We start from the raw sequence: 21,463 nt of genomic DNA on the forward strand, positions 1-21,463 counted from the left end.
AAGTAGGGCGGCTTTCGCCGCCCACCTCTCAAAAACGGGTGTAAAGCCCCGTCACCATCGTGAACATTTCCTCCAGCATATCGCAATATATCCCCTCGTGCGTTTCAATGTCCTTCGTCTTACACTCGAATGTCTTTTTACTGAACGTCCTGCGGTAGAAGCGCATATTGTAGAGGTCTGCCCCTGCATCATAGATGATGTCAAGGCGGTTGGCACTCGTCTTGTTCCTCGCAAGGCTCATGCGTAAGCCGTTGCCCATGTCTATGAAGTCTTTGCTTCCCGTCATGGCGGCAAAGCGTCTGCCACCTATCTGCTCCAAAATCGTCTTTGCTATCATATTCATTCTTCTTTGGGTGTTATGTTCGGGCGGTGCGGACACCGCCTAAACGCTCAAAATTCTGTTTTCTCGGCTATTGGTGTGTTCCGTTCCAACCATGTTTTCACACACTCCATATTGTACTCGCTCGTTATGACTGCCGTGTGGCTGTCAATGGCGGTAAACCGACTGCTCTCATAGTCCTCTATCCACCCTTTAAGGGTTTCCACTCCCCACGCTTCGGCATCGTCAAAGATGCCGTCCAATTCCGTGATAGGCTTGCCGAACTTGACTATCAGCGTTTGGTAGCCTGCTTCGTTCATTGCTTGTCCTCCTTTCCTCTTTTTGCCGTCAGCCACTTGTCCCGTGTGGCTCGGCACTCGTCCAACGTGGGTTTCACACAAGAGAACAATTCCCCGTCCGTGTGGCGGTAGTCGTATTGCACAAGTGTCCGCTTGCGTCTGCCGATGCCTGTTTGGAACTTCTCGTATTTCTCTGTCCCTGCTTTCGTGCAGGTGCTTACTCCGTTGATGGTCATCCGTGTACTCATAATCGTTGTTTTTTTAGATGGTTAGAAATGTACTGACAAAACTCTGTTCTGCATCACCATTTCGGGATTGCTTGTGTAGCGTTGGTGCATGTAGAAATGGTGTGAGCCGAAGCCGTAAAGGAAGAACTTGTCAAGTTCGTGCTTCTCGGCAAAGTCCTTGACACTTGCCCTTAACTGCTCCTCACTTTGACAAAAAGTGAGGAGGTTCATAAACTCAAGGAACATCGTGGGAATTTTATCGTCCCACAAGCAAACCATACTTTCAAATCTTACTTCCATATTGTTCTGTATTATAGGTTAATGTTATGCTGCGTTCATCCGCTGACGGATAAGTTCGGTATTGTCCTCCACAAGCCGGATGATGCGGTCATGGTACTCGGTATTGGAATTGCATACCCCTCTGCTCTGTACCACTTTCAGCGTTTTCAGTGACACTTCTATCGTTTCAATCCGTTTGCCGTCAATGGTGGCGGATAGGATAAGGGAGTTTGCCTTGTTATGATAACCGCCCACACAATGGTGCATCATCCGTCCTTCCTCTACCATTTCCTCAACGCTCTCTATGACCTTGATGCAGATAAGGCTGTCAGAGAACACAAGTCCGAAGAAGATGCCTTTGGCTTTCAGATAGTTCTTCTCGTCTTCAATCGCCTTTTGCCGTTGCTGTTCCGTCCGCTCACGCTCCCTTTGCAGGTTGCGTTTTCTCACCAACTTATCGTGTTCCGCTTTGAGGTCGGCAGGGCAGACGTATTTCGGGCTGTTCGTGTCCTTGCCAAAATGACGCAGGAGGTCAATGGTGTCGCACCATACGGAGCCGTCCGAAATGGTGTAACCGTTGCGGATGCAAATCTTGACGGATGCCCAATACCGTCCCATATCAAAGGAACTACGGATATAATGCCGCAACATGGCATATTGCCCTGCTTTCAAGAGTGTTTCGGCTCGGCTGTCGGAAAGGATAGCCGTGAAAAGGTCATACGGCAGTGTGTTGTGATAGTCCCCATTGAAGCCGTTGCGTTTCAGTTCGGGGATGAAACGCTGTCGGGGATAGGTACACATAGGTGCTATATCGTATGCGTGAAGCCTGTTGTTCTTGCGTACCTCCATGTCGCTGTATTCAGACCATTGGTCATAATACAACATTGACATTCCACGCAGTCGGGCAACGGTCGTTGTCTTTCCATCGGGCGAAATCCACCTCTGCACCACTTCATAAATGGAATACTCGGCTGCCTGCCCTGCCTTGTATCGGGACTTGACGAAGAAGAAGCGTATCACTTGGTATTGCTTGCTGGTGGTGACGATGGAGAAGTATTCGTTTTCGCTGAAAACGCTCTTTCGGGTGCGCAACGCTTCCAATGACATACCGCAATGGGGGCAGGTACATCCGCAAAGGGTGTCCGCAAGGTCGTGGTCGCTCTTCCACGAATGTCCGCACTCAGTGCAGATGTTCGTGCCGTCCGCTCTCTTGATTGCGTAATGCTTGAAGCAATGGCGGAAAGCGTATGCCTTTTGCGTGGCGGTCAATCTCGGTAGTCGCTTGCTCAGCCGTGCGACTTCCTGCTGTATCTGTGTTCTCGGTTTCATAAGCCTAAATCAAATAATGAGGGTTGTTGTACTTCTTGGGTGGTCGCTTTGGTGGCGGTTCTCGGCTTGTTGCGGTTCTGCAACTTGCGGACTTCCTCCTCTTGATATTGTCGGAGAGCCTTCTGACGTGCCTCCGCCTTTTCCTCTGTGGTGAGTTCCACCACGTGGTTCACGGCTATCTGACACTGGATAGGCTTGCCCACCTCTATCTCGTTCTCGTCATAGTAGTGTACGGCTTGTCCGTATATCTCCCCGTCCGTGAAGCCGTTGCAACCGCTTTTCTGCACATAGTTCAGAATGTAGGTCACGCAGTCATCTATGTTCTTGGCAGGGTTGCGGTAGTTCTTCGCAAAGAGCGCATCTTCCGCTGCACGTTGCTCCAAATACATCTGTATCGTTCTCTTGAAATGGTCTGTCGTTTTCATATCGCTGTCGGTAAGATTAAAGGGTGAATAACCAAAGGATGAAGCCGAATAAGGCGATTGTGGAGAGGATAGCCACGATTATGCCTATCGCCACTCGGAACACTCCGTTTACTATCTCTCTGACGATGCCCCAAAGGATGCCGGATACCCAAAGGACGATGCGCATGATTAGGGTGCATATCGCAAGCCCTATGTATTGCGCCACTTGTTTGAAGTCTGCCGTTGCTGTCATATCCTCGCTATTTTTCAAGTTCTACAATGTTGTCTATCCTGCCGTATAGGTATCTGCGAAGTCCGGTCTTGTCTGTTGCCTTGTATTCCGTCCAATGTCCGTATTGGCACACGATAAACGTGCGGAGTACATCGGAGAAGTCAAACCTCCAGCCTTGCAGGAGTATTGCGCTCTTGAAATAGGTGTTGCTGTTCACGTTGCGTGTAAGCCAATCCTTTTCCTCTCGGTTCATCTGTCCTCCGTTGTTCAGTTTCTCACGAAGAATGTAAACCTTACTGCCTTTTAGTGCTTCCAATGTTGGCACTTCCCAAGCCACGAATTTTGTTGCCATTGTTGTTCCCATATCCGTTCTGTTTTTGATTTTTTGTTTTTAATGCGGATTCAAGAGCTGAGGGAGTTGAGTTTCAAACTATCTTATCTGCCTCTCGTTTATCCGACATTTTTTTTATGCGTCTTTCTGTCGCATCGGTCGTTTTCGTTTCGGGTGCTTAAAAAGGTAGGGATTAGGGAATGCAAGTTTTTTTCGGAAAAATACTACCCGAAGGGCTGGAGATTTTTCCCGAAAACAGGAGGCTTGACCTTGCTTTCCCGTCAAATCCCGGAGTTACCTTTGCGCCCAGAACGGAAATGACTGCCTGATGCGACTCACTGAAAGGCGCGAAAATGGAGGTAAACGGAAGTAGAGGCAGATTAGACAGAAAACTTCAAAAGAGAAATCCGTGAAAAAAGGAAGTCCCCCCAAAAAAGGACATAGTCGGTAGCGTGAAACCGGGCAAACCACCTGCAAGGAAGTATGGTTTTATCTGTCTGGCCGGACGTGTCGGGGCGGGCAGATAAAATCATTCTTCCCGGTTTGCCAGCTGTGGGTGACGGCTTGTTCCATTTATGGGCAAACGGTCATACACGGCTTTCCGCTTCCGGCTCAAAAGAACAGCGAAAAAGAAAAATCATCTGAAAAACCGTAAAAGCACCTCTTCGGCATAAGCACAAAAGAAATGGGCCTTGCCTCATCAGTCTAAACTGTCGTTTAGGCGTGAGGCAAAGCTCTTTTCTCCGCTTATGCAGTAGTCGGCACACGTTCGTTCAAAATCCTTTTGGGCGATGGTGTGCCGACGAATAAAGCCGCTTTTACGGAAAAACTTGTATGAGATAGAAAAAAATCAGGGAGATTCATATCAAAATCTCCCGTTTTATTGTTACTTTTGCATACGAAGAGTTCTTTGAAGGTTACGCAACGCGCAGAAGAATAATGCAGCAGATAACTAACTAAATCGTAACCTATTACTATCATGAGCGATTAACATATGCTCATTTCCAATAAAATACACTATTTTCGTAACTTCACATAAACAAATATACGAAAATACCGATTACGCTTTCATTAAATCGTCAATGAAATGTGCAACCCCGTCTTCATCATTCGTATATCGAGTAACCTGGTCAGCGTTTGCTTTTACGGGTGGCTGGGCGTTTGCCATTGCGACTCCGAGACCTGCAAATTGGATCATTGTAAGGTCATTATATCCGTCTCCGATGGCGATGACTTCTTCCTTTTTTATACGGACACGTTCCAAAAGGCGAGCCAGGGAGGCTGCTTTGTCTATTCCTTTGGGTACGACTTCCAGATAAAAGGCTTCCGAGCGGTACACATTGATACGTGCCCCGACTTCCTGGCGTAATCCTTCTTCCAGCGGAACCAGGTCTTCGGGCTCGCCAACGATCAGACATTTATCGGCAGGCAACTGCAGGTCGCGTAGGAAATTATCCGTCTCTTTTACTTTCATTTTAGTAAGGAAAGATTCGTATTTGACATATTTGTCTTCCTTGTTTTCCGTCAGGATATATTTTCCGTTGTAGGAAAGGATGGTCAATCCGGCTTCGTGCGAACGTTGGTACAGCAACGGCATCATGTCCGGCGGCAATGCCTGTTCGTAGAAAACCTTGCCGGTTTTTACTTCGATCACTTTGCCTCCGTTGAAAGAAAGAATGAAGCCGCCGAACCGTTCCATCTCCAGTGTCTGGGTCAGCGGAACGATTCCGTAGGTCGGACGTCCCGAAGCCAAAACGAGGTGGAGACCTTGTTCCTGCGCTTTTATCAGTGTATCCCGGGTATAGGGAGTTATTTCCTTTTTACTGTTTGTCAATGTTCCGTCCAGATCGAGGACTAATAACTTGTATTTCATTTTATATTTTGTTTTATCACAAGACCGTTTGCTATGATATATTTGTATAATTCTCTATAAAAGGCATGCTTTGTCAGGGTAGAGGCATCTCCCAGGATAATCAGTTTCATGCGAGCTCTTGTAATCGCGACGTTCATACGCCGGAGGTCGTTCAGGAAACCGATGTTTCCCTGCTCGTTGGCACGTACCAGGCTGATCATGATCACATCCCGTTCCTGTCCCTGAAAACCGTCTACCGTATGGACTGTAATCAGTTTGCGGAACGGTTTGAAAAAAGCATTCCGTTTGATCAGGCCGCGGATATACTGTACCTGTGATTTATAAGGGGAGATCAGTCCGAAGTCGATACTTTCATCCAGTACGCGTTCTTTGCTGATCTTTTCGATATAGTTTTGCAGCTGTTCTACCAGTAATACCGCTTCCTGTTTATTGATGCGGCTCAGGCTTTCGGATAACTGGTCTTCTTCAAAATCGCAGTCAGCCGTGTCGTACCATACAACCGGTGTGTCGTAGGCCAGTATTCCCCGATTCTTTACTTCCGGAGCAGCCTGTAATTCATCCTGATAAAACCAGTGGGAAGGGAAACGCATGATATCGTCGTGCATGCGGTATTGTATTTTCAGCAGAGAGACCGTATCCGGTTTGTTGCCGGCTACTTTCTGCATCAGGGTACGATCCAGTCCTCCGCGTGAAGCCTCTATACATTTAATTGTAGGAGGTAACTGATGATGGTCGCCGGCAAGGATGACCCGGTCGGCTTTACCGATAGCGATCCAGCAAGCAGCTTCGAGTGCCTGTGCAGCTTCGTCGATGAACAGTGAGGTGAAATTGCGGTTGGTCAGTACCCGGTTGGCGGAACCGACCAGCGTACAGGCTACGACACGGGCTTCGCCGAACAGTTCCGAGTCGATTTTAACCTCCAGCTCTGTCGCTCTGAAGCGAAGTCGGGAAAGCCGGTTGCGGGCTGTTTCCTTTTCGCTATGATTCTTTTTACGTAGTGACGATTGTATTTCGCGGATGGCTTTGCGTATGCCCCACAGTTCGGTATAGTCGGGATGTGATTCGAAACGGCGTTCGTAGGTAAACGAGAGCATCTTGTCGTTTACCCGGGTAGGATTACCTATTCGGAGCACATTGATACCTCGGTCGACCAGCTTTTCCGAGATCCAGTCGACTGCCGTATTGCTTTGTGCACAAACCAATACCTGGTTCTCACGATGCAATGTTTCATAAATAGCCTCCACGAGTGTGGTCGTTTTTCCTGTTCCGGGAGGACCGTGTACGATCGAAACGTCTTTGGCTGCCAATACGTGGTTGACTGCTTCTTCCTGGGTGGTGTTCAGCCAGGGAAAGCGGATTGGAAACAGGCTGCGGCGTCCGGCTGGTGCCTTGCCGATCAGTATATCCCGTAAATCAGCCAGGCGGTTGTTTTTGGCTTTCATTACATTGGATAATGCCTGGAACATCGTTTTATAGCTTGTCTCATCAAAATAAAGCTGGACACCTAATGAACTGTCTGCCGCCTGCAAATCGAATAATGCAGAAGGTGTCGGCAAGATAACGACCATCCGGTCTTCCTGTACATAGCTGATAATACCTGAGAAATTGAAATAACGTGGATTCCCTGTCCCGTTCGTCGTGAAAAAGCATACCGGACGACCATACTCGAAATTATGTTCTATCTCTTTATCATCCCTGCGTTCTACCTCTATAACCAACTGATTCAGCGAATTGTAATAGCTTTTACCGGAAATGACAGGATACCAGCAAAGTCCCTGTTGTATTTTTCGGTGTATACCGATCCGTTCAGATTGTTGCCGGTAAGTTTCCTTTTCATATTCGTATTCCATTTGGAGAAGATCCAATTGGCGTTGCAGATCCGCGATCGGAGAGATTATAGGGGTTGTCGTCATATCACTTTCATTCAGGCGGCAAAGATATTACTTATCCGAATAACATCCTGTAACTTTTCGGTTAAAACTTACTTAGTAAGTAGCCTTCAACTTACTTGATAAGTAGGGTATAGGGTTACTTACTAAGTAGACGGAAGATTACTCGATAAGTAGATTGGGGCTTACTTGGTAAGTAGGTTTTTGCTTTCTTGATGAAAAGAATAAACAATTATAAAAAAGTGAAACGGGTGGGGGTTTTTCTTATTTAGACTGTCATAAAAATAAGTCGGGAGAGCTTATTCTCCGGTAAACTGTAACGAAATAGTTGATATATATGAAAAAAGGATTTCTCATCGGGATGATTTTTTTGTTGGTACTGCCTGGTTGCGGGTCTATGAGGAATATGAGTTCGGAAGACAGGGCTGGTTTCGGTGCACAGGTCGGTTCTTTTATCGGCTGGATGTTTGGCGGGTTGATCGGAGAGGCAATCGATGATGATCGGGGAGGTGAAATCGGTTCGTTCATCGGTACGGCAGTCGGGGGGATTGCCGGAGCATCTATTGCTGCCAATACGGGTGAAACATATGTAGAGCGGAGTAGACCGGCAAAATATACACCTTCTTCCCATATGCTTCTTCCCGACCTCCGGATTGAAGATATTTTGCTGGAAGAGGATAGTCTTACCTATAATCAAAAGATCGATGCCGGGGAAACTTGCCGTATCTCTTTCGTGATCATAAATAATAGTTTTCAGGAAGCAGTAAATGTACTTCCTATAGTGAAAATCAGAGAGGGGCAACATTTGGAAATATCCGATCCAGTCCGGATAGCCAGGGTTTCAAAAGATAAGCCTGTAACATATGAAGTGACAGTACATGCTTCGCAAGAGTTACAAACGGGTGAAGCTGTTTTCAGTGTACGGCTGGAAGAGGGGCGAGGCAATGGGACGGAAGAAGAAACCTTTACGGTCGAAACGGTTGGTGTAGATTAATTATTAAGTGATAATTTTGACTATATAAAAGTCCGTGAATTAATAAAATCATTACCTTTGCCGCAATCTAACGCATAAACATAATTATCATGGATAATACGACAAAATCACAGATAATATCCCTTATACATCAGGAGGTAATTCCTGCTATCGGTTGTACGGAGCCTGTTGCTGTAGCGTTGGCTGCTGCTAAAGCTACCGAAGTTTTAGGACACTGTCCCGAAAAGATCGAAGTGTTACTGAGTGCAAACATTCTGAAAAATGCTATGGGAGTGGGAATTCCCGGAACCGGAATGGTTGGATTGCCTATTGCTGTCGCTTTGGGTACGCTGATCGGAAAGTCGGCTTATGAGCTGGAAGTCCTGCGGGATATAACCCCGGAGGCGTTGGAAGCCGGGAAAGCTATGATTGACAATAAGATTATCCATATCGCTCTAAAAGAAAATGTAGATAAATTATATATAGAAGTAATTTGTACTGCCGGGGAGGAAGCATCCAAGGTCATCATTTGCCACGAGCATACACATATAATATATGTAGAGAAAAACGGAGTGGTGCTGACGGATCTGCGAAAAGATATATCCTGCGACGCTGTATGCCATGAAGAAGAACTGAAATTATCCTTCTCTACCGTTTACGAGTTTGCAATGGAAATGCCGCTCGACGAAATACGTTTTATCCTTGAAACAGCCGACCTGAATAAGAAAGCAGCACAGGCTTCTATAAAAGGTCATTACGGTCATACCGTCAGTAAAACTGTATCCGGAGAATACGGACGGAAATATATGGGTGATTCAGCCTATACACATATGTTGACAATGACGGCTGCTGCCTGCGATGCTCGTATGGACGGAGCGATGATTCCGGTTATGAGTAACTCCGGTAGTGGAAACCAGGGTATTGCGGCTACATTACCGGTTTTATCTTTTGCTGAAGATATCAATTGTTCGGAAGAGCAGTTGATACGTGCCCTGACACTTAGCCATCTGATGGTTATTTATATTAAGCAGAGTCTTGGACGGTTGTCTGCCCTTTGCGGTTGTGTGGTTGCGGCTACCGGTTCCAGTTGTGGTATTACTTACCTGATGGGCGGTAGTAAGACACAGATCTCGTATGCTATCAAGAATATGATCGGAAATATTACGGGGATGATTTGTGACGGGGCTAAGCCCAGTTGTGCATTGAAAGTATCGAGTGGTGTTTCTACGGCTATGATCTCTGCGTTGATGGCAATGGAAAATAAGGTTGTAACCCCTGTTGAAGGTATTATCGACGAAGATGTGGATAAATCTATCTCGAACCTGACAGCAATAGGCTCCCGTGGAATGGAAGAAACAGATAAATTGGTATTAGATATTATGACAGGCAAGTCTTGCTAAAAGATTGTTTTTGTTCATTACTTTGACCTCTCAACCTCAATTTATTGGGATTGAGAGGTTTTTTGTACCTTATAAGTTCTACTATATAAATTTTGTCAATAAATACATCGATAAATTCGATCGGTTTCTGTAACTCTTTCGTGCGTTCAAATGTTTATCTTGTAAAGGCGTTAAGATCATGGAATATATGCTGTGTAATATATGATACAGTTTAAGAGGAATGTAGCTCTTACTTTTGTATATGTCACCGTTGTTAAAATTTAAGTTCATCAAACAATAAACCGACAATCGCCATGAAAGAAAAAATTGAACAATTGGCAGCTCTGAACCATCAGGCAGAGCTGGGAGGCGGCGAAGACCGTATCGCAAAACAACATGCAGCGGGTAAACTGACTGCCCGTGAAAGAATCGAATTACTTCTTGAAAAAGGAAGCTTTGTCGAAGTCGACAAATTTGTAACCCATCGTTGTACAGAGTTCGGATTGGAGAAACAGCGTCCGCTGGGCGATGGGGTAGTGACGGGTTACGGCTTGATAGGTAAACGTACGGTATTTGTCTTTGCCCAGGATTTTACGGTATTCGGCGGTGCTCTTTCCGAGACATACGCACGGAAGATCTGTAAGATCATGGATATGGCGATGCAACTGGGTGCACCGGTGATCGGTCTGAACGATTCGGGCGGAGCACGTATCCAGGAGGGTGTACGCTCGCTGGCAGGTTACGCAGAAATCTTTTTGCGCAATTCGATGGCATCGGGAGTTATTCCACAGATCAGTGCGATCATGGGACCGTGTGCCGGAGGTGCAGTCTATTCGCCGGCTCTGACCGATTTCATCTTTATGGTGAAAGATTCCAGTTATATGTTTATTACGGGGCCGGAAGTGGTAAAGAGTGTGACACAGGAAGAAGTGACGATGCAGGAATTGGGAGGCTCGGAAGTGCACAGCAGCCGTTCCGGAGTAGCACATTTCACAGGAGACAACGATATGGATTGTATCCTGAAGATACGCGAACTCATGTCATTCCTTCCAAGTAATAATATGGAGGAACCTCCGTTCATCCCGACGACCGACAGCGCGAACCGGATCGATGAACAGTTGAATAACCTGATTCCGACCAATCCGAATCAGCCTTATGATATGAAAGAATTGATCGAATCGGTTGCCGACGATCATAATTTCTTTGAAGTACAGGAAGAATATGCCAAGAATATCGTTATCGGATATATCCGGTTGAATGGAAAAACGATCGGTGTTGTAGCCAATCAGCCCGCTGCCCTGGCAGGAACGTTGGATATAAATGCTTCCGTGAAGGCGGCCCGTTTTGTGCGCTTCTGCGACGCTTTCAATATCCCGTTGTTGACATTGGTGGATGTGCCGGGATTCCTTCCGGGTGTTCACCAGGAATATGAAGGTATTATTCGCCACGGGGCAAAATTGCTTTATGCCTATTGTGAAGCGACGGTTCCGAAGGTAACGGTCATTACCCGTAAGGCATACGGCGGAGCTTATGATGTGATGAGCTCCAAGCATATCCGCGGTGATATCAATTTCGCTTATCCGACTGCCGAGATCGCTGTCATGGGACCGGACGGTGCCGTGAATATCCTTTTCCGTAAAGAGTTGAAAAAAGCAGAAGACGTAGAGAAGAAACGCAAGGAATTGCAGGATGATTACCGTGAGAAATTCGCTAATCCCTACCGGGCAGCCGAACTGGGCTATGTGGACGAGATCATCGAACCGTCGGGAACACGTGCACGCCTGATCCGCAGCTTCGAACTGCTGGCTAATAAGCGGCAATCCAATCCACCGAAGAAACATTCCAATTTACCACTTTAATACGCGAACGATTATGATAAAGAAAGTATTAGTAGCCAATCGCGGCGAAATTGCGATGCGAATCTTTCGTACCTGCCGCGTAATGAATATACCGACCGTTGCGATCTATACACATGTGGACCGGGGTGCCTTGCATGTACGATATGCCGAAGAAGCCTACTGTATCTCGGAAGATGAAACAGACACTTCTTATCTGAAACCCGACCTGATCCTGGCAATCGCCAAGAAAACGGGTGCAGCTATCCATCCGGGATATGGTTTTCTTTCGGAAAATGCAGATTTTGCCCGCAGATGTGAAGAAGAAGGCGTCATATTTATCGGACCGAGTGCCGATGTTATTGCCAAAATGGGGATTAAGACCGAGGCCCGCAAGATCATGAAAGCAGCCGGTGTACCTGTCGTTCCCGGAACAGAAGAGCCGGTTAACAATATAGCCGAAGTCCGCAAAGTCGCTAAAGAGGTCGGTTATCCGATCATGTTGAAAGCATTGGCTGGCGGAGGTGGTAAAGGTATGCGTCTGGTTCGTGATGAAGAAGGGCTGGAAGAAGCTTTCCGCCTGTCGCGTTCCGAAGCCGGAAATTCATTCGGGAATGATGCTATTTACATTGAAAAATATATTGAGAATCCGCATCATATCGAAGTACAGGTTTTGGGAGATAAATATGGGAATGTGATCCATCTCTATGAGCGTGAATGCTCTATCCAGCGCCGTAACCAGAAAGTGATCGAGGAATCTCCGTCACCATTTGTGAAGGAAGAGACACGTAAGAAGATGTTGGCTGTGGCGGTGGAAGCCTGTAAGAAGATCGGTTATTATAGTGCCGGGACATTGGAATTTATGATGGATAAAGACCAGAATTTCTATTTTCTGGAAATGAATACCCGTCTGCAGGTGGAACATCCGGTGACGGAAGAGGTTACGGGTGTCGATCTGGTACGCGATATGATCCTGGTAGCTGCCGGTAATCCGTTGCCATACAAACAGGAAGATGTGGAGTTCAGAGGGGCGGCTATCGAATGCCGTATCTATGCGGAAGACCCGGAGAATAACTTTATGCCTTCGCCGGGTGTCATCAAGGTTCGTGAAGCGCCCGAAGGACGTAATGTGCGTTTGGACAGTGCCGCGTATGCCGGATTTGAAGTCTCTTTGCATTACGACCCGATGATAGCCAAGTTGTGTACCTGGGGACGTAACCGTGAATCTGCTATCTCCAATATGGCACGTGCCTTGCGGGAATATAAGATTCTGGGGATTAAAACGACGATCCCGTTCCATCAGCGTGTCTTGCGTAACGAGACGTTCCTGAAAGGGAATTACGATACGACTTTTATCGATACCAAATTCGATAAGGAAGATCTGAAACGTCGTCAGAACAACGATCCGCTGGTTGCCGTGATTGCTGCGGCCATCAAGCATTTCGAACAGGAGAAGGAGGCCTCTGCCCGTATGACAACAGTCCCGTTGGTAGGCGAGTCTTTATGGAAATATTACGGTAAACTGCAGATGACTGCCAATAACTATTAAAAGGAGGATCTGATTATGTCAAAAGCATTAGCAACCTATTTTGCAACAGTAAATGATATGCCCGACACCGAATTCAAGGTGGAAATACTGGAAGACGGCCCGGTAAAGAAAGTCTCCGTAAACGGCAAGATATATAATGTGGATTATAATGTGGGAGGGGATAGCATCTATTCCATCATCCTCAATCATAAATCGCACGGTGTCCAGATATCCAATATATCCGACGATGTGTACGAAGTTAAGAATAAAGGCGATTATTTCCAGGTTCAGGTAATCGACGAACTGAAGAAGATGCGCCTGTCGCGTATCCAGTCGGTGGCTGTCGGCCGTCAGGTGATCACTGCACAGATGCCGGGCGTGATCCTGAAAGTGAATGTGAAACCCGGCGATGAAGTGACTGCCGGAACTCCGCTTTGTGTATTGGTTGCCATGAAGATGGAAAACGAGATACGCAGCCCGATAGACGGGGTCGTGAAGGAGGTTTATATTACCGGTGGCGACAAAGTCGCTGTCAACGACAAAATGTTGGTGGTCGAATAAGTGCTATTATAAAATCCGTATTTCTCAGAAAGAGGGGTACGGATTTTTATTTGTCATAATTGTAAAAAGATTAGGTTCATGTAATGTTAAGCCTTTAATATTTTGGCTTGCATAATAAAATAATGCCTATATTCGCGGCGACTAACTAAAAATATTTTATTCTTAGTTAAAGACGTTTGTTTATTAAAAAAAAGAGAGTTTATGAAGAAAAGTTTTTTGTATTTGTTTACCGTGCTATGTACGTTAAGCTTCTTCACCGCTTGTAGCGATGACGATGATCCAAAGGATCCGAATGTGTTGGATGTTAATGCTTCTTATTCCGGCGATAAATTAAGCCTGAAGTATAGTGACGAAATGTTATTAGGTAAAGAAATTTCATTTGATACAAAAGATGGAAAGACGGCAACTATCACAATGAAAGGGACTTTCGATATGAGTTCGATCACTGATCTGATCGGTGGAGGTTCGAAAGCGAATTTTATTCCAAGTCTTGCTCCGGGTGTTATTCCTGGTGAAACGGTTACTACTTTGAATAACGTAGCCTTGACTCTGTCTGGTGAAACTTATACATTTGAAGGTACTGATGAGTCTAATGGACGTACAGTAAAATACACGGGTGAAGTAAAGAAAGACATGCTGACCATGGCTGTGAATGTAACCATGCCGACAAATCCGTTAACGGAAGGTAAATTGTGGAAAATGACAGGTTCTGTCTTTGCTTGGAAATCTAGTGAAAAGTTGCCGATCGGAGATGGTGGATGGGAAACAGAAAATGCAGCTGCACTATTGAATCAAATGTTTATCTCTCCGGAATTGATGAAGGTGCTGGCTGATGTTACTTTTTTACCAGATGGAAATGTCGTTGCTACATATGGGAAAGATGGCTTGAAATCGCCTATCAATCTGGCAAACTATTATATCAAAAGTAGTAAACTGTATGTTACACTGAACATCGACATGATTATTATGACAGCTACGAAAGCTAACAATGCCGATTTGATGGAACTGGTAACAGCATTGCTTCAAACTCCTTTGATGGGCGCACTGAGCGAAGGTTTCCCGTTGAACTATACAGTTGAAAACGGTGTTGCCACTATATCTCTCGACCAAGAATTCATCCTGCCGATCTTGAAAGTTCTTTTAAGCAGTAAATATGTAACAGATATGATTGGCGAACTGATTGCAAGTAATCCGGATATGGCTGCAATGGCCCCGATGATACAGGCTATTCTAGGGGAACTACCAGCTGTTTTGGAAGGAACTACAGAATTAACATTCGGTTTGACTTTGCAAAAATAAACCAGGTATTTCGATTTTATAGTAAAGAGGAGGATGTGTAAACCCACAATCCTCCTCTTTTTGTTTATATGAATCTATTTTAACAGAATCCGGATTCTGTTGTTTTTGATACGATGGCGAGAGTTGATAGATAACTGGAGAAATTCTTGCTTGTCGTATTCGGGAAGATATCCCGAAAAACTTCCTATCTTCGTGCATCTAATGAATGATTTATTACTAATTAAAAGGTATTAGTTTACTTACAAATTTATGAAAACAAAATTACTTTATTTTTTTAGCATGCTTTGCATGTTCGGCCTGTTTTCGGCTTGTAGTGATGACGATAAGGTGGAACCTATCGGAACTGAATTTGATGGTGTTTACAAAGGAACACTCGACGTAGACCTCGACGGAACGAAAGTAGGAGAAAATCTTCCACAAAAAATGTATGTAACCAAAGTTGGCGACAACCAAATCAAGATGGAACTGAAGAACTTCAGTTTTGGGGCGATGGCACTTGGAAACATTTCCGTAGACAAATGTAATGTAGAAAAACAAGGCGATAATGCCTGTAAATTCGACGGCGAAGATACGCTGGATTTACCTATTGTTGGCGAATGTAATGTGGTGATGACCGGTACTATTGCCGGTGAAAAACTGGACATGGTTATCAACGTGAAAGCAACCCAGTCGGGTGCAGCTATCACAGTGAAGGTTGATTTCAAAGGAACGAAACTGGCAGCAGACCAGAGTTCGGAAGCGAAGATCACAGAGCTTACTTTCGATAGTAAAGAAGTTGTTTCGCTGCCGGCAATTGACGGAACAAACATAACCTTTATGGTTTCAGATACCATCAAGGCGGAAGAATTAGCCGCATTGGTTCCTACCATCAAGATTTCCGATAAAGCAACGATCACTCCGGCAAGCGGTGTGGCGCAGGATTTCTCTAAACCTGTCACTTATACGGTTATTTCGGAAGATGGAATCACGACGACAACTTATACCGTTTCTGTAGCAGGTAAAATGCAGAAATATTCGTTAGACGAATGGGTGAATAAGGGTACCGGTAAAGCGGCTTATCAGACTCCGTATCCGGATGATAAATTGGCGACAAGCAGTGCTGGTGCCAGCTATTTGGCATTATTTGGCTATACAGACGAATTTCCGGTTGTTCCAACAGAAGACGCTGTTAAAGGTATGGCAGCGAAACTGACGACAAAGAATACATCGGATATTTCTTTAGCACCTGCTATTACTTCCGGTTCTCTGTATACCGGACGTTTTGCAATCGATCCTTTTAATCAGTTAAACAGCACGAAATTCGGTATTATGTGTGATAAGAAACCGTTACTTTTTAACGGATACTATAAATATACTCCGGGCGAATTGTTCCTCGATGGTTCTGATAAAAAGAATATTGTAGAACATCCGGAATTAACGGACGAATGCAGTATAAAGGGTGTTTTGTATGAAGTAGCTGACGAAAGCGAAACGTTGACTGGTCTGAACATCGGCAATTCCGAAAAGATTGTAGCTGTAGCATCACTGGCTGACGGAACAGCAAAAGCGGAATATACTCCTTTCAGTCTCGAATTTAAATTCCTGACAGGCAAGACCTATGATTCGACTAAATTGTATAAGCTGGCACTGATCTTTTCTTCCAGCAGCAAAGGTGATGCTTTCCAGGGGGCTCCCGGAAGTACATTGTATATAGATGAATTAGAGGTTGTTTTTGAATAAGATACTATTCACGAAATGATGTTGCGTCAAAACAAATAAACCGGACGCAGACTACATAGAAGAGCACAGATTATCGCAGATTTATTTTATAATTAAATATCTGCGTAACTCTGTGCTCGTCTGCGTTATCTGCGTCCGGTAAATCCCGTTTTTGACATACTTTCCCGTTTTGCTATGAAAGCCTTTTTGATTATCTCGGTGCTTTCCGATACAGATAAATAGCAATGAATGTATAAAGAATATTCGGAATCCAGGAGGCCACCATCGCACTTACGTATCCGTTGATTGCGAAAGTAGATGTAACCGTGGTAAACAGAATATAAGAGAAACTTAAAGCCAGTCCGATACCGATATTCAATCCCATGCCCCCTTTGATTTTGCGGGAAGAAAGTGAGGCTCCGATAGAGGTCAGAATAAACGCAGCCATAATAGAGGCGAAACGTTTGTGATATTCGATTTGGAAAGTCTGTATATTGCCGATGCCACGTGTTTTCTGTCGGTCGATATATTCTGCTAATTGAGGCGAAGTCATTGTTTCGCAATCGTTTACCGAGATCAGGAAATCGGACGGTATGATTGTCAGAGTCGTGTCTTTACGTGAACCATGCGTGATATGTTCGCGCATCCCGTCAAAGTCGCGGATCATATAATCGATGACGGTCCATTGGTATAGCGAATCATATTTGATCGAGTTGGCTGTCAGTTTTGAGATCAACTTCTTCCCTTCGAAATGTTCCAAAGAGAAACGGTAACCCATATTCGGACGTGCATCGTAACGGTCGAAATAAGCAATCACACCCGGTTCCACTTCAATCTGTATGTTCCGGGCATATTCCACTTTTTTGTTCCTGATATACTTGTTCTGGAAGTCGATACGTGTACTGTTGGCGGGAGGAATGATGAAAGCACTCAGTATGAAACTGGCTGTCGCGATAATTGCTGCCGAAATGGCGTAGGGCAACATCAATCGCCGGAAACTCATTCCACTTGCCAGCATAGCGATGATCTCGGAATTGTCCGCCAGCTTCGAAGTAAAGAAGATAACTGCGATGAACGTGAACAGCGGACTGAACAGGTTGGCAAAATACGGAATGAAGTTCATGTAATAATCCAGGATGATTGCCTGCAAAGGTACATCCGGCTTCAGGAACTTGTCGATCTTTTCGTTTATATCGAATACGACGGAGATAGAGATAATCAGAATAATCGCGAAAACATACGTTCCGAGAAATTGCTTGATGATGTACCAGTCTATCCGTTTTAATTTAAAATTCATTATAATCTATTGTTTAGTTGCTGTACCATGCCGCTTTTCCAGGTACCGAAGTCGCCGGCAATGATGTGGCGGCGTGCCTCTTTTACCAGCCACAGGTAAAAAGCCAGGTTATGGATAGAAGCGATCTGCAGACCCAGCATTTCGTTTGCCTTGATCAGGTGATGCAGATATGCTTTGCTGTAGAGCGTGTCGACTAGCGAATGACCGTCCGGATCGACAGGGGAGAAGTCGTCTTCCCATTTCTTGTTGCGCAGGTTGATCGTGCCATATTGCGTGAAGATCTGTCCGTTGCGTCCGTTACGGGTCGGCATGATACAGTCGAACATATCTATACCACGTTCGATTCCCTCCAGCAGGTTGATCGGCGTACCGACTCCCATCAGGTAACGGGGTTTGTCTTTGGGCAGTATTTCATTGACTACCTCGATCATTTCGTACATCTTCTCCGTCGGTTCGCCGACAGCCAGGCCACCGATGGCGTTTCCGTCAGCGCCTTTCTTTGCCACATTTTCTGCCGCTTGACGGCGCAGGTCAGGATACACGCAACCTTGTACGATGGGGAAGAGGCATTGCCCGTAGCCATATTTCGGTTCGGTAGAGTTGAAGCGTTCGAAACAACGGTCCAGCCAACGTTCGGTCAGTCCCAAAGATTTTTTTGCATAATCGTAATCCGCGTCTCCCGGGCAGCATTCATCGAAAGCCATAATGATATCGGCACCGATGATGCGTTGGATATCCATTACTTTTTCCGGGGTGAAGAGGTGTTTCGAACCGTCGATATGCGAACGGAATTCGGCTCCTTCCTCATGCAATTTGCGGTTGTCGGAAAGCGAGAACACCTGGAAACCTCCGCTATCGGTCAGGATAGGACGGTCCCATGTATTGAATTTGTGCAATCCGCCAGCTTTTTCCAGGATTTCAAGACCCGGACGCAGGTAAAGATGATAGGTGTTACCGAGGATGATCTGGGCATTGATATCCTCTTTCAACTCGGTCATGTGGACGCCTTTCACTGTGCCTTGTGTTCCGACAGGCATAAAAATGGGCGTCTCGATTACCCCGTGATCGGTAGTAATCAAGCCCGCCCTTGCATTTGTTTTAGTATCGTTGTGTTGTAATTCGAATTTCATTACTTATCTTCGCTTTGGGCGCAAAGATAGTATTTTTCTATCAGAATCCGAAGTCATCGACTTCTACGTTTTTGACTTCTTCCTCTTCCGGTAAAACAATGGTCTGATGCACTACATTCGACTTCACGATAATAGCCCGCATCGGACGCACCGGACAGATCGATTCGCATCCGCCACAACCTACACATAAGTCCGGGTTTACCTGCGGAATGGTCAGTGTCCCTTCATAAGGCACCATGTGTACGGCCTGGGTCGGACAGTGTTCGGAGCAGGCTCCGCAGTCGGTTCCTTCCGTCTTCACAATACACCGGTTGATAAAGAAAGTTGCAATACCCACCTGCAACGATTTCTTTTCTTCCACCGTGATAGGCTGAATAGCCCCAGCCGGACAAACTTCCGAGCATATCGTACACTCATAATTACAATAACTGCTGATGTAAGCCATACGTGGCTTCAACAGATAATCGAAACCATATTCCAGTCCGGCAGGACGTAATACTTGGCTCGGACATTTCACGACGCAGATATGGCATCCCGTACATTTGTCTTTGAAACGTTCCAGGCTCAATGATCCGGGAGGGGTGATGGGCGGCCATTTTTTACGTCCTTTTCTCTTTCCATGACCATTTCCATTTCCGTGTCCTTCGCATTGTTCGACACCTTCCGCGATAGCCGATACGATTGGCAGCGTGGCTGCAACAGTTGCTCCGGTTGCCAGGAAAGTACGACGGCTGTTTACTGCCGGTTGCTGTTCCATTTTCATAGCAACTTCAGTAATCGCTTTCTCTTCTTTCCGGAAAGGAGGGTTGAAACGATATTGCAGACCACCTTTGGAACAAGAAGAAACGCAGTTGAAACAATCCACGCAACGAGAAGTATCGACAGTCAGATTCTTGGCGTCGATCGCTTCTGCTTTGCAGGTATGTTCACAGTTTCCGCAATGGGTACAAGCCCCTTTATCGAATGATATACGGAAGAATGAATAACGTGACACCAGACTAAGCAATGCACCTACCGGGCATAATGAGTTACAAAACAAACGTCCGCGGAAAATAACCAAAACGGCAAAAACAACCAGAGCCACAATACCGGATACCAGGCCGGCAATACTTACCGTGCTGATCGTTACGTGGAACAATGAATAGTTATCCATTTTCATCAGCCAGTCGGCCAATACATTGTTCCCCCACATAACAGAAGGGCGGAACAGGTTTGCCGCAATGCGTCCGAAGTTACTATACGGATCGAGCAACAGGCATAAACCGGAGAATCCCAGTAGGGCAGTTATCGCAGTGGCCGCCAGCAACACATATCGTACCCAGTTCAATGGCTTATGATATTTAAATCGCCGTACCCCTTTTTTCTTCTTTTTCCCTATGCAGAACAGGCGGTTGATGATATCCTGGAAAACTCCCGCAGGACATAATACCGAACAGTAAATACGTCCGAATACCAATGTCAGGAGAAGCAATGCGGCTACAATTCCGAACATACCCGCAAGGATAGCCGGCAATAACTGTGCATGCAGTAATCTGTGTACGCCGACCGGCATCTTATTCGTGAAGTCCAGAAAGAAAAGAAGTATAGGTATAAAAAACAGGGCTGCGAGGAGTACCCGCAGTCCTTTTAAGTAATTAGGTCGCTTCATTTATATTTTAATACGTTTGATATTGATCTTCTTCAAATCCGTTGATCCCAGTTTAAGCTCTTCGCCTTTACCGATATGGCTTACTGCTTCCATGTCCAGTTTCTTTACTTGGTTGAATAAAGCGAGGGCTGCCGTGTCGATTGCAACGATGTTAGGAGATACAATCATTGATTTCAATGTCGCTACATCGGCTGCACTTTTGCCCTGTGGTCCGTTCTGGTGCATCATACGGTAAGCATCCACGATATTCAGAACCGGTTTCTTTTGCCAGGTACAGATGTCGGCGATACATTGCTGCAAGTCGTTCTGATGGAAGAAACGACGGTCCCATACGATACCCATGTAATTCTTCATGGCACAGGAAAGTTTTGCCCCGCCATGATTCTTCAGGATAGGCACATTGATCCAGGCGTCCGCTTCGATCAGTGCTTCGTGTATCTTGGCAGACTTTACTTTTACTCCGTTGGGGATGGATACTTCTTTGAAATATTTCTCATCGTTGCCAGGCATGATGATACCTCCGGCTTCTTTTACGGCAGCAGCTATACCACTGCTCTCATAACATTTCTGCCAATTATCGCAGGTATGGTCGAAAACAGTTACTTTCTCTGCTCCGGCTGCCAGGCATTTTTTCACCAATGCTTTGATAAGCTGCGGGTTGGTATTTCCTGCCAGTTCCGGTGTACGGTCCCATCCGATATTCGGTTTGATAACCACTTTTTGCCCTTTCTTGATGTAATTACCGATTCCCCCCAGGGTTTCCAATGCTTTATCGAGCATAGCCTCAGGTTCGCCACCCATCACAGCTACCATTTCGGGAGCCTGCTCTACTGCCATGGTGTTGGTCGACAATGCTGCTTGCAGCCCTTTAAAGTCTATGGATAATGCGGCACCAGCTACTACACTGGTCTTTAAGAAATCACGACGTTTCAT

General features: G+C 45.7%; 21 protein-coding genes. 7 read left to right on the forward strand and 14 right to left on the reverse strand.

The window, feature by feature from the left end:
- Window positions 1-28 precede the first annotated feature (28 nt).
- The 10 genes from P3L47_RS16465 to P3L47_RS16510 all read right to left on the reverse strand — a co-directional run bounded on the left by P3L47_RS16465 (window position 29) and on the right by P3L47_RS16510 (window position 7,206).
- A complete protein-coding gene (locus tag P3L47_RS16465; RefSeq protein WP_008645427.1) occupies window positions 29-337 on the reverse strand; it encodes a hypothetical protein in 309 nt (102 codons plus the stop codon).
- A 53-nt stretch (window positions 338-390) separates the two neighbouring features.
- Window positions 391-696: a DUF6956 domain-containing protein gene (locus P3L47_RS16470; RefSeq protein WP_080594362.1), complete on the reverse strand. Its 306-nt coding sequence runs from the start codon at window positions 694-696 to the stop codon at window positions 391-393.
- On the reverse strand, window positions 636-866 hold the full coding sequence (locus P3L47_RS16475; protein WP_005809176.1) for a DUF3873 domain-containing protein: 231 nt from the start codon (window positions 864-866) through the stop codon (window positions 636-638). Before P3L47_RS16475 ends, P3L47_RS16470 begins: the two co-directional genes overlap by 61 nt.
- Before the next feature lie 21 nt (window positions 867-887).
- On the reverse strand, window positions 888-1,145 hold the full coding sequence (locus P3L47_RS16480; RefSeq protein WP_005809172.1) for a hypothetical protein: 258 nt from the start codon (window positions 1,143-1,145) through the stop codon (window positions 888-890).
- 24 nt (window positions 1,146-1,169) lie between these two features.
- On the reverse strand, window positions 1,170-2,453 hold the full coding sequence (locus P3L47_RS16485; RefSeq protein WP_036872219.1) for a PcfJ domain-containing protein: 1,284 nt from the start codon (window positions 2,451-2,453) through the stop codon (window positions 1,170-1,172).
- Window positions 2,450-2,878 carry a PcfK-like family protein gene (locus P3L47_RS16490; RefSeq protein ID WP_005809166.1) on the reverse strand — a complete coding sequence of 143 codons (429 nt, stop codon included), beginning with the start codon at window positions 2,876-2,878 and terminating at the stop codon, window positions 2,450-2,452. Before P3L47_RS16490 ends, P3L47_RS16485 begins: the two co-directional genes overlap by 4 nt.
- 16 nt (window positions 2,879-2,894) lie before the next feature.
- Window positions 2,895-3,110 carry a hypothetical protein gene (locus tag P3L47_RS16495; protein ID WP_005809164.1) on the reverse strand — a complete coding sequence of 72 codons (216 nt, stop codon included), beginning with the start codon at window positions 3,108-3,110 and terminating at the stop codon, window positions 2,895-2,897.
- Window positions 3,111-3,117: 7 nt separating this feature from the next.
- Window positions 3,118-3,453, reverse strand: coding sequence for a hypothetical protein (locus P3L47_RS16500; RefSeq protein WP_005809162.1), 336 nt, complete (start codon window positions 3,451-3,453; stop codon window positions 3,118-3,120).
- A gap of 1,027 nt (window positions 3,454-4,480) precedes the next feature.
- Window positions 4,481-5,293, reverse strand: coding sequence for a Cof-type HAD-IIB family hydrolase (locus P3L47_RS16505; protein WP_075557583.1), 813 nt, complete (start codon window positions 5,291-5,293; stop codon window positions 4,481-4,483).
- Window positions 5,290-7,206, reverse strand: a complete 1,917-nt coding sequence (locus P3L47_RS16510) for an AAA domain-containing protein (protein WP_122359867.1) — start codon at window positions 7,204-7,206, stop codon at window positions 5,290-5,292. The genes P3L47_RS16505 and P3L47_RS16510 overlap by 4 nt, the downstream gene beginning before the upstream one ends.
- A 313-nt stretch (window positions 7,207-7,519) precedes the next feature.
- Between P3L47_RS16510 and P3L47_RS16515 the strand changes: the two genes are divergently transcribed.
- The 7 genes from P3L47_RS16515 to P3L47_RS16545 all read left to right on the forward strand — a co-directional run bounded on the left by P3L47_RS16515 (window position 7,520) and on the right by P3L47_RS16545 (window position 16,476).
- Window positions 7,520-8,176: a glycine zipper family protein gene (locus P3L47_RS16515; RefSeq protein ID WP_122359868.1), complete on the forward strand. Its 657-nt coding sequence runs from the start codon at window positions 7,520-7,522 to the stop codon at window positions 8,174-8,176.
- An 89-nt stretch (window positions 8,177-8,265) separates the two neighbouring features.
- Entirely contained in the window at window positions 8,266-9,555 is a 1,290-nt protein-coding gene (locus P3L47_RS16520; RefSeq protein ID WP_122359869.1) for an L-cysteine desulfidase family protein, read from the forward strand.
- Between the two features lie 293 nt (window positions 9,556-9,848).
- Window positions 9,849-11,393, forward strand: a complete 1,545-nt coding sequence (locus P3L47_RS16525) for an acyl-CoA carboxylase subunit beta (protein ID WP_129733569.1) — start codon at window positions 9,849-9,851, stop codon at window positions 11,391-11,393.
- A gap of 13 nt (window positions 11,394-11,406) precedes the next feature.
- Window positions 11,407-12,918: an acetyl-CoA carboxylase biotin carboxylase subunit gene (accC, locus tag P3L47_RS16530; RefSeq protein ID WP_129733570.1), complete on the forward strand. Its 1,512-nt coding sequence runs from the start codon at window positions 11,407-11,409 to the stop codon at window positions 12,916-12,918.
- A gap of 15 nt (window positions 12,919-12,933) precedes the next feature.
- A complete protein-coding gene (locus tag P3L47_RS16535; protein WP_122359872.1) occupies window positions 12,934-13,458 on the forward strand; it encodes an acyl-CoA carboxylase biotin carboxyl carrier protein subunit in 525 nt (174 codons plus the stop codon).
- Between the two features lie 201 nt (window positions 13,459-13,659).
- Window positions 13,660-14,757 (forward strand): DUF4925 domain-containing protein, encoded by a 1,098-nt coding sequence (locus tag P3L47_RS16540; RefSeq protein WP_122359873.1) that lies wholly within the window; start codon window positions 13,660-13,662, stop codon window positions 14,755-14,757.
- A gap of 249 nt (window positions 14,758-15,006) precedes the next feature.
- Window positions 15,007-16,476 (forward strand): PCMD domain-containing protein, encoded by a 1,470-nt coding sequence (locus P3L47_RS16545; RefSeq protein ID WP_122359874.1) that lies wholly within the window; start codon window positions 15,007-15,009, stop codon window positions 16,474-16,476.
- A gap of 190 nt (window positions 16,477-16,666) precedes the next feature.
- Here P3L47_RS16545 and P3L47_RS16550 read toward each other — a convergent pair whose 3' ends face one another.
- From P3L47_RS16550 to P3L47_RS16565, 4 genes are read right to left on the reverse strand one after another with little or no spacing between them, the layout of a single operon-like run.
- On the reverse strand, window positions 16,667-17,752 hold the full coding sequence (locus P3L47_RS16550) for an LptF/LptG family permease (protein ID WP_122359875.1): 1,086 nt from the start codon (window positions 17,750-17,752) through the stop codon (window positions 16,667-16,669).
- Window positions 17,752-18,882, reverse strand: coding sequence for a tRNA guanosine(34) transglycosylase Tgt (gene tgt / locus P3L47_RS16555; RefSeq protein WP_122359876.1), 1,131 nt, complete (start codon window positions 18,880-18,882; stop codon window positions 17,752-17,754). Before tgt ends, P3L47_RS16550 begins: the two co-directional genes overlap by 1 nt.
- Before the next feature lie 40 nt (window positions 18,883-18,922).
- Entirely contained in the window at window positions 18,923-20,530 is a 1,608-nt protein-coding gene (locus P3L47_RS16560) for a 4Fe-4S binding protein (protein WP_277781481.1), read from the reverse strand.
- Window positions 20,531-21,463: a DUF362 domain-containing protein gene (locus P3L47_RS16565; RefSeq protein ID WP_486651778.1), complete on the reverse strand. Its 933-nt coding sequence runs from the start codon at window positions 21,461-21,463 to the stop codon at window positions 20,531-20,533.

The organism is Parabacteroides chongii (assembly GCF_029581355.1).
Classification (GTDB): domain Bacteria; phylum Bacteroidota; class Bacteroidia; order Bacteroidales; family Tannerellaceae; genus Parabacteroides; species Parabacteroides chongii.

What these genes read in the sequence shown, in the direction of transcription:
- P3L47_RS16465 (WP_008645427.1), bottom strand. Translation starts at nt 337, where the DNA reads ATGATAGCAAAGACGATTTTGGAGCAGATAGGTGGCAGACGCTTTGCC.
- P3L47_RS16475 (WP_005809176.1), bottom strand. Translation starts at nt 866, where the DNA reads ATGAGTACACGGATGACCATCAACGGAGTAAGCACCTGCACGAAAGCA.
- P3L47_RS16480 (WP_005809172.1), bottom strand. Translation starts at nt 1,145, where the DNA reads ATGGAAGTAAGATTTGAAAGTATGGTTTGCTTGTGGGACGATAAAATT.
- P3L47_RS16485 (WP_036872219.1), bottom strand. Translation starts at nt 2,453, where the DNA reads ATGAAACCGAGAACACAGATACAGCAGGAAGTCGCACGGCTGAGCAAG.
- P3L47_RS16490 (WP_005809166.1), bottom strand. Translation starts at nt 2,878, where the DNA reads ATGAAAACGACAGACCATTTCAAGAGAACGATACAGATGTATTTGGAG.
- P3L47_RS16495 (WP_005809164.1), bottom strand. Translation starts at nt 3,110, where the DNA reads ATGACAGCAACGGCAGACTTCAAACAAGTGGCGCAATACATAGGGCTT.
- P3L47_RS16500 (WP_005809162.1), bottom strand. Translation starts at nt 3,453, where the DNA reads ATGGGAACAACAATGGCAACAAAATTCGTGGCTTGGGAAGTGCCAACA.
- P3L47_RS16505 (WP_075557583.1), bottom strand. Translation starts at nt 5,293, where the DNA reads ATGAAATACAAGTTATTAGTCCTCGATCTGGACGGAACATTGACAAAC.
- P3L47_RS16510 (WP_122359867.1), bottom strand. Translation starts at nt 7,206, where the DNA reads ATGACGACAACCCCTATAATCTCTCCGATCGCGGATCTGCAACGCCAA.
- P3L47_RS16515 (WP_122359868.1), top strand. Translation starts at nt 7,520, where the DNA reads ATGAAAAAAGGATTTCTCATCGGGATGATTTTTTTGTTGGTACTGCCT.
- P3L47_RS16520 (WP_122359869.1), top strand. Translation starts at nt 8,266, where the DNA reads ATGGATAATACGACAAAATCACAGATAATATCCCTTATACATCAGGAG.
- P3L47_RS16525 (WP_129733569.1), top strand. Translation starts at nt 9,849, where the DNA reads ATGAAAGAAAAAATTGAACAATTGGCAGCTCTGAACCATCAGGCAGAG.
- accC (WP_129733570.1), top strand. Translation starts at nt 11,407, where the DNA reads ATGATAAAGAAAGTATTAGTAGCCAATCGCGGCGAAATTGCGATGCGA.
- P3L47_RS16535 (WP_122359872.1), top strand. Translation starts at nt 12,934, where the DNA reads ATGTCAAAAGCATTAGCAACCTATTTTGCAACAGTAAATGATATGCCC.
- P3L47_RS16540 (WP_122359873.1), top strand. Translation starts at nt 13,660, where the DNA reads ATGAAGAAAAGTTTTTTGTATTTGTTTACCGTGCTATGTACGTTAAGC.
- P3L47_RS16545 (WP_122359874.1), top strand. Translation starts at nt 15,007, where the DNA reads ATGAAAACAAAATTACTTTATTTTTTTAGCATGCTTTGCATGTTCGGC.
- P3L47_RS16550 (WP_122359875.1), bottom strand. Translation starts at nt 17,752, where the DNA reads ATGAATTTTAAATTAAAACGGATAGACTGGTACATCATCAAGCAATTT.
- tgt (WP_122359876.1), bottom strand. Translation starts at nt 18,882, where the DNA reads ATGAAATTCGAATTACAACACAACGATACTAAAACAAATGCAAGGGCG.
- P3L47_RS16560 (WP_277781481.1), bottom strand. Translation starts at nt 20,530, where the DNA reads ATGAAGCGACCTAATTACTTAAAAGGACTGCGGGTACTCCTCGCAGCC.
- P3L47_RS16565 (WP_486651778.1), bottom strand. Translation starts at nt 21,463, where the DNA reads ATGAAACGTCGTGATTTCTTAAAGACCAGTGTAGTAGCTGGTGCCGCA.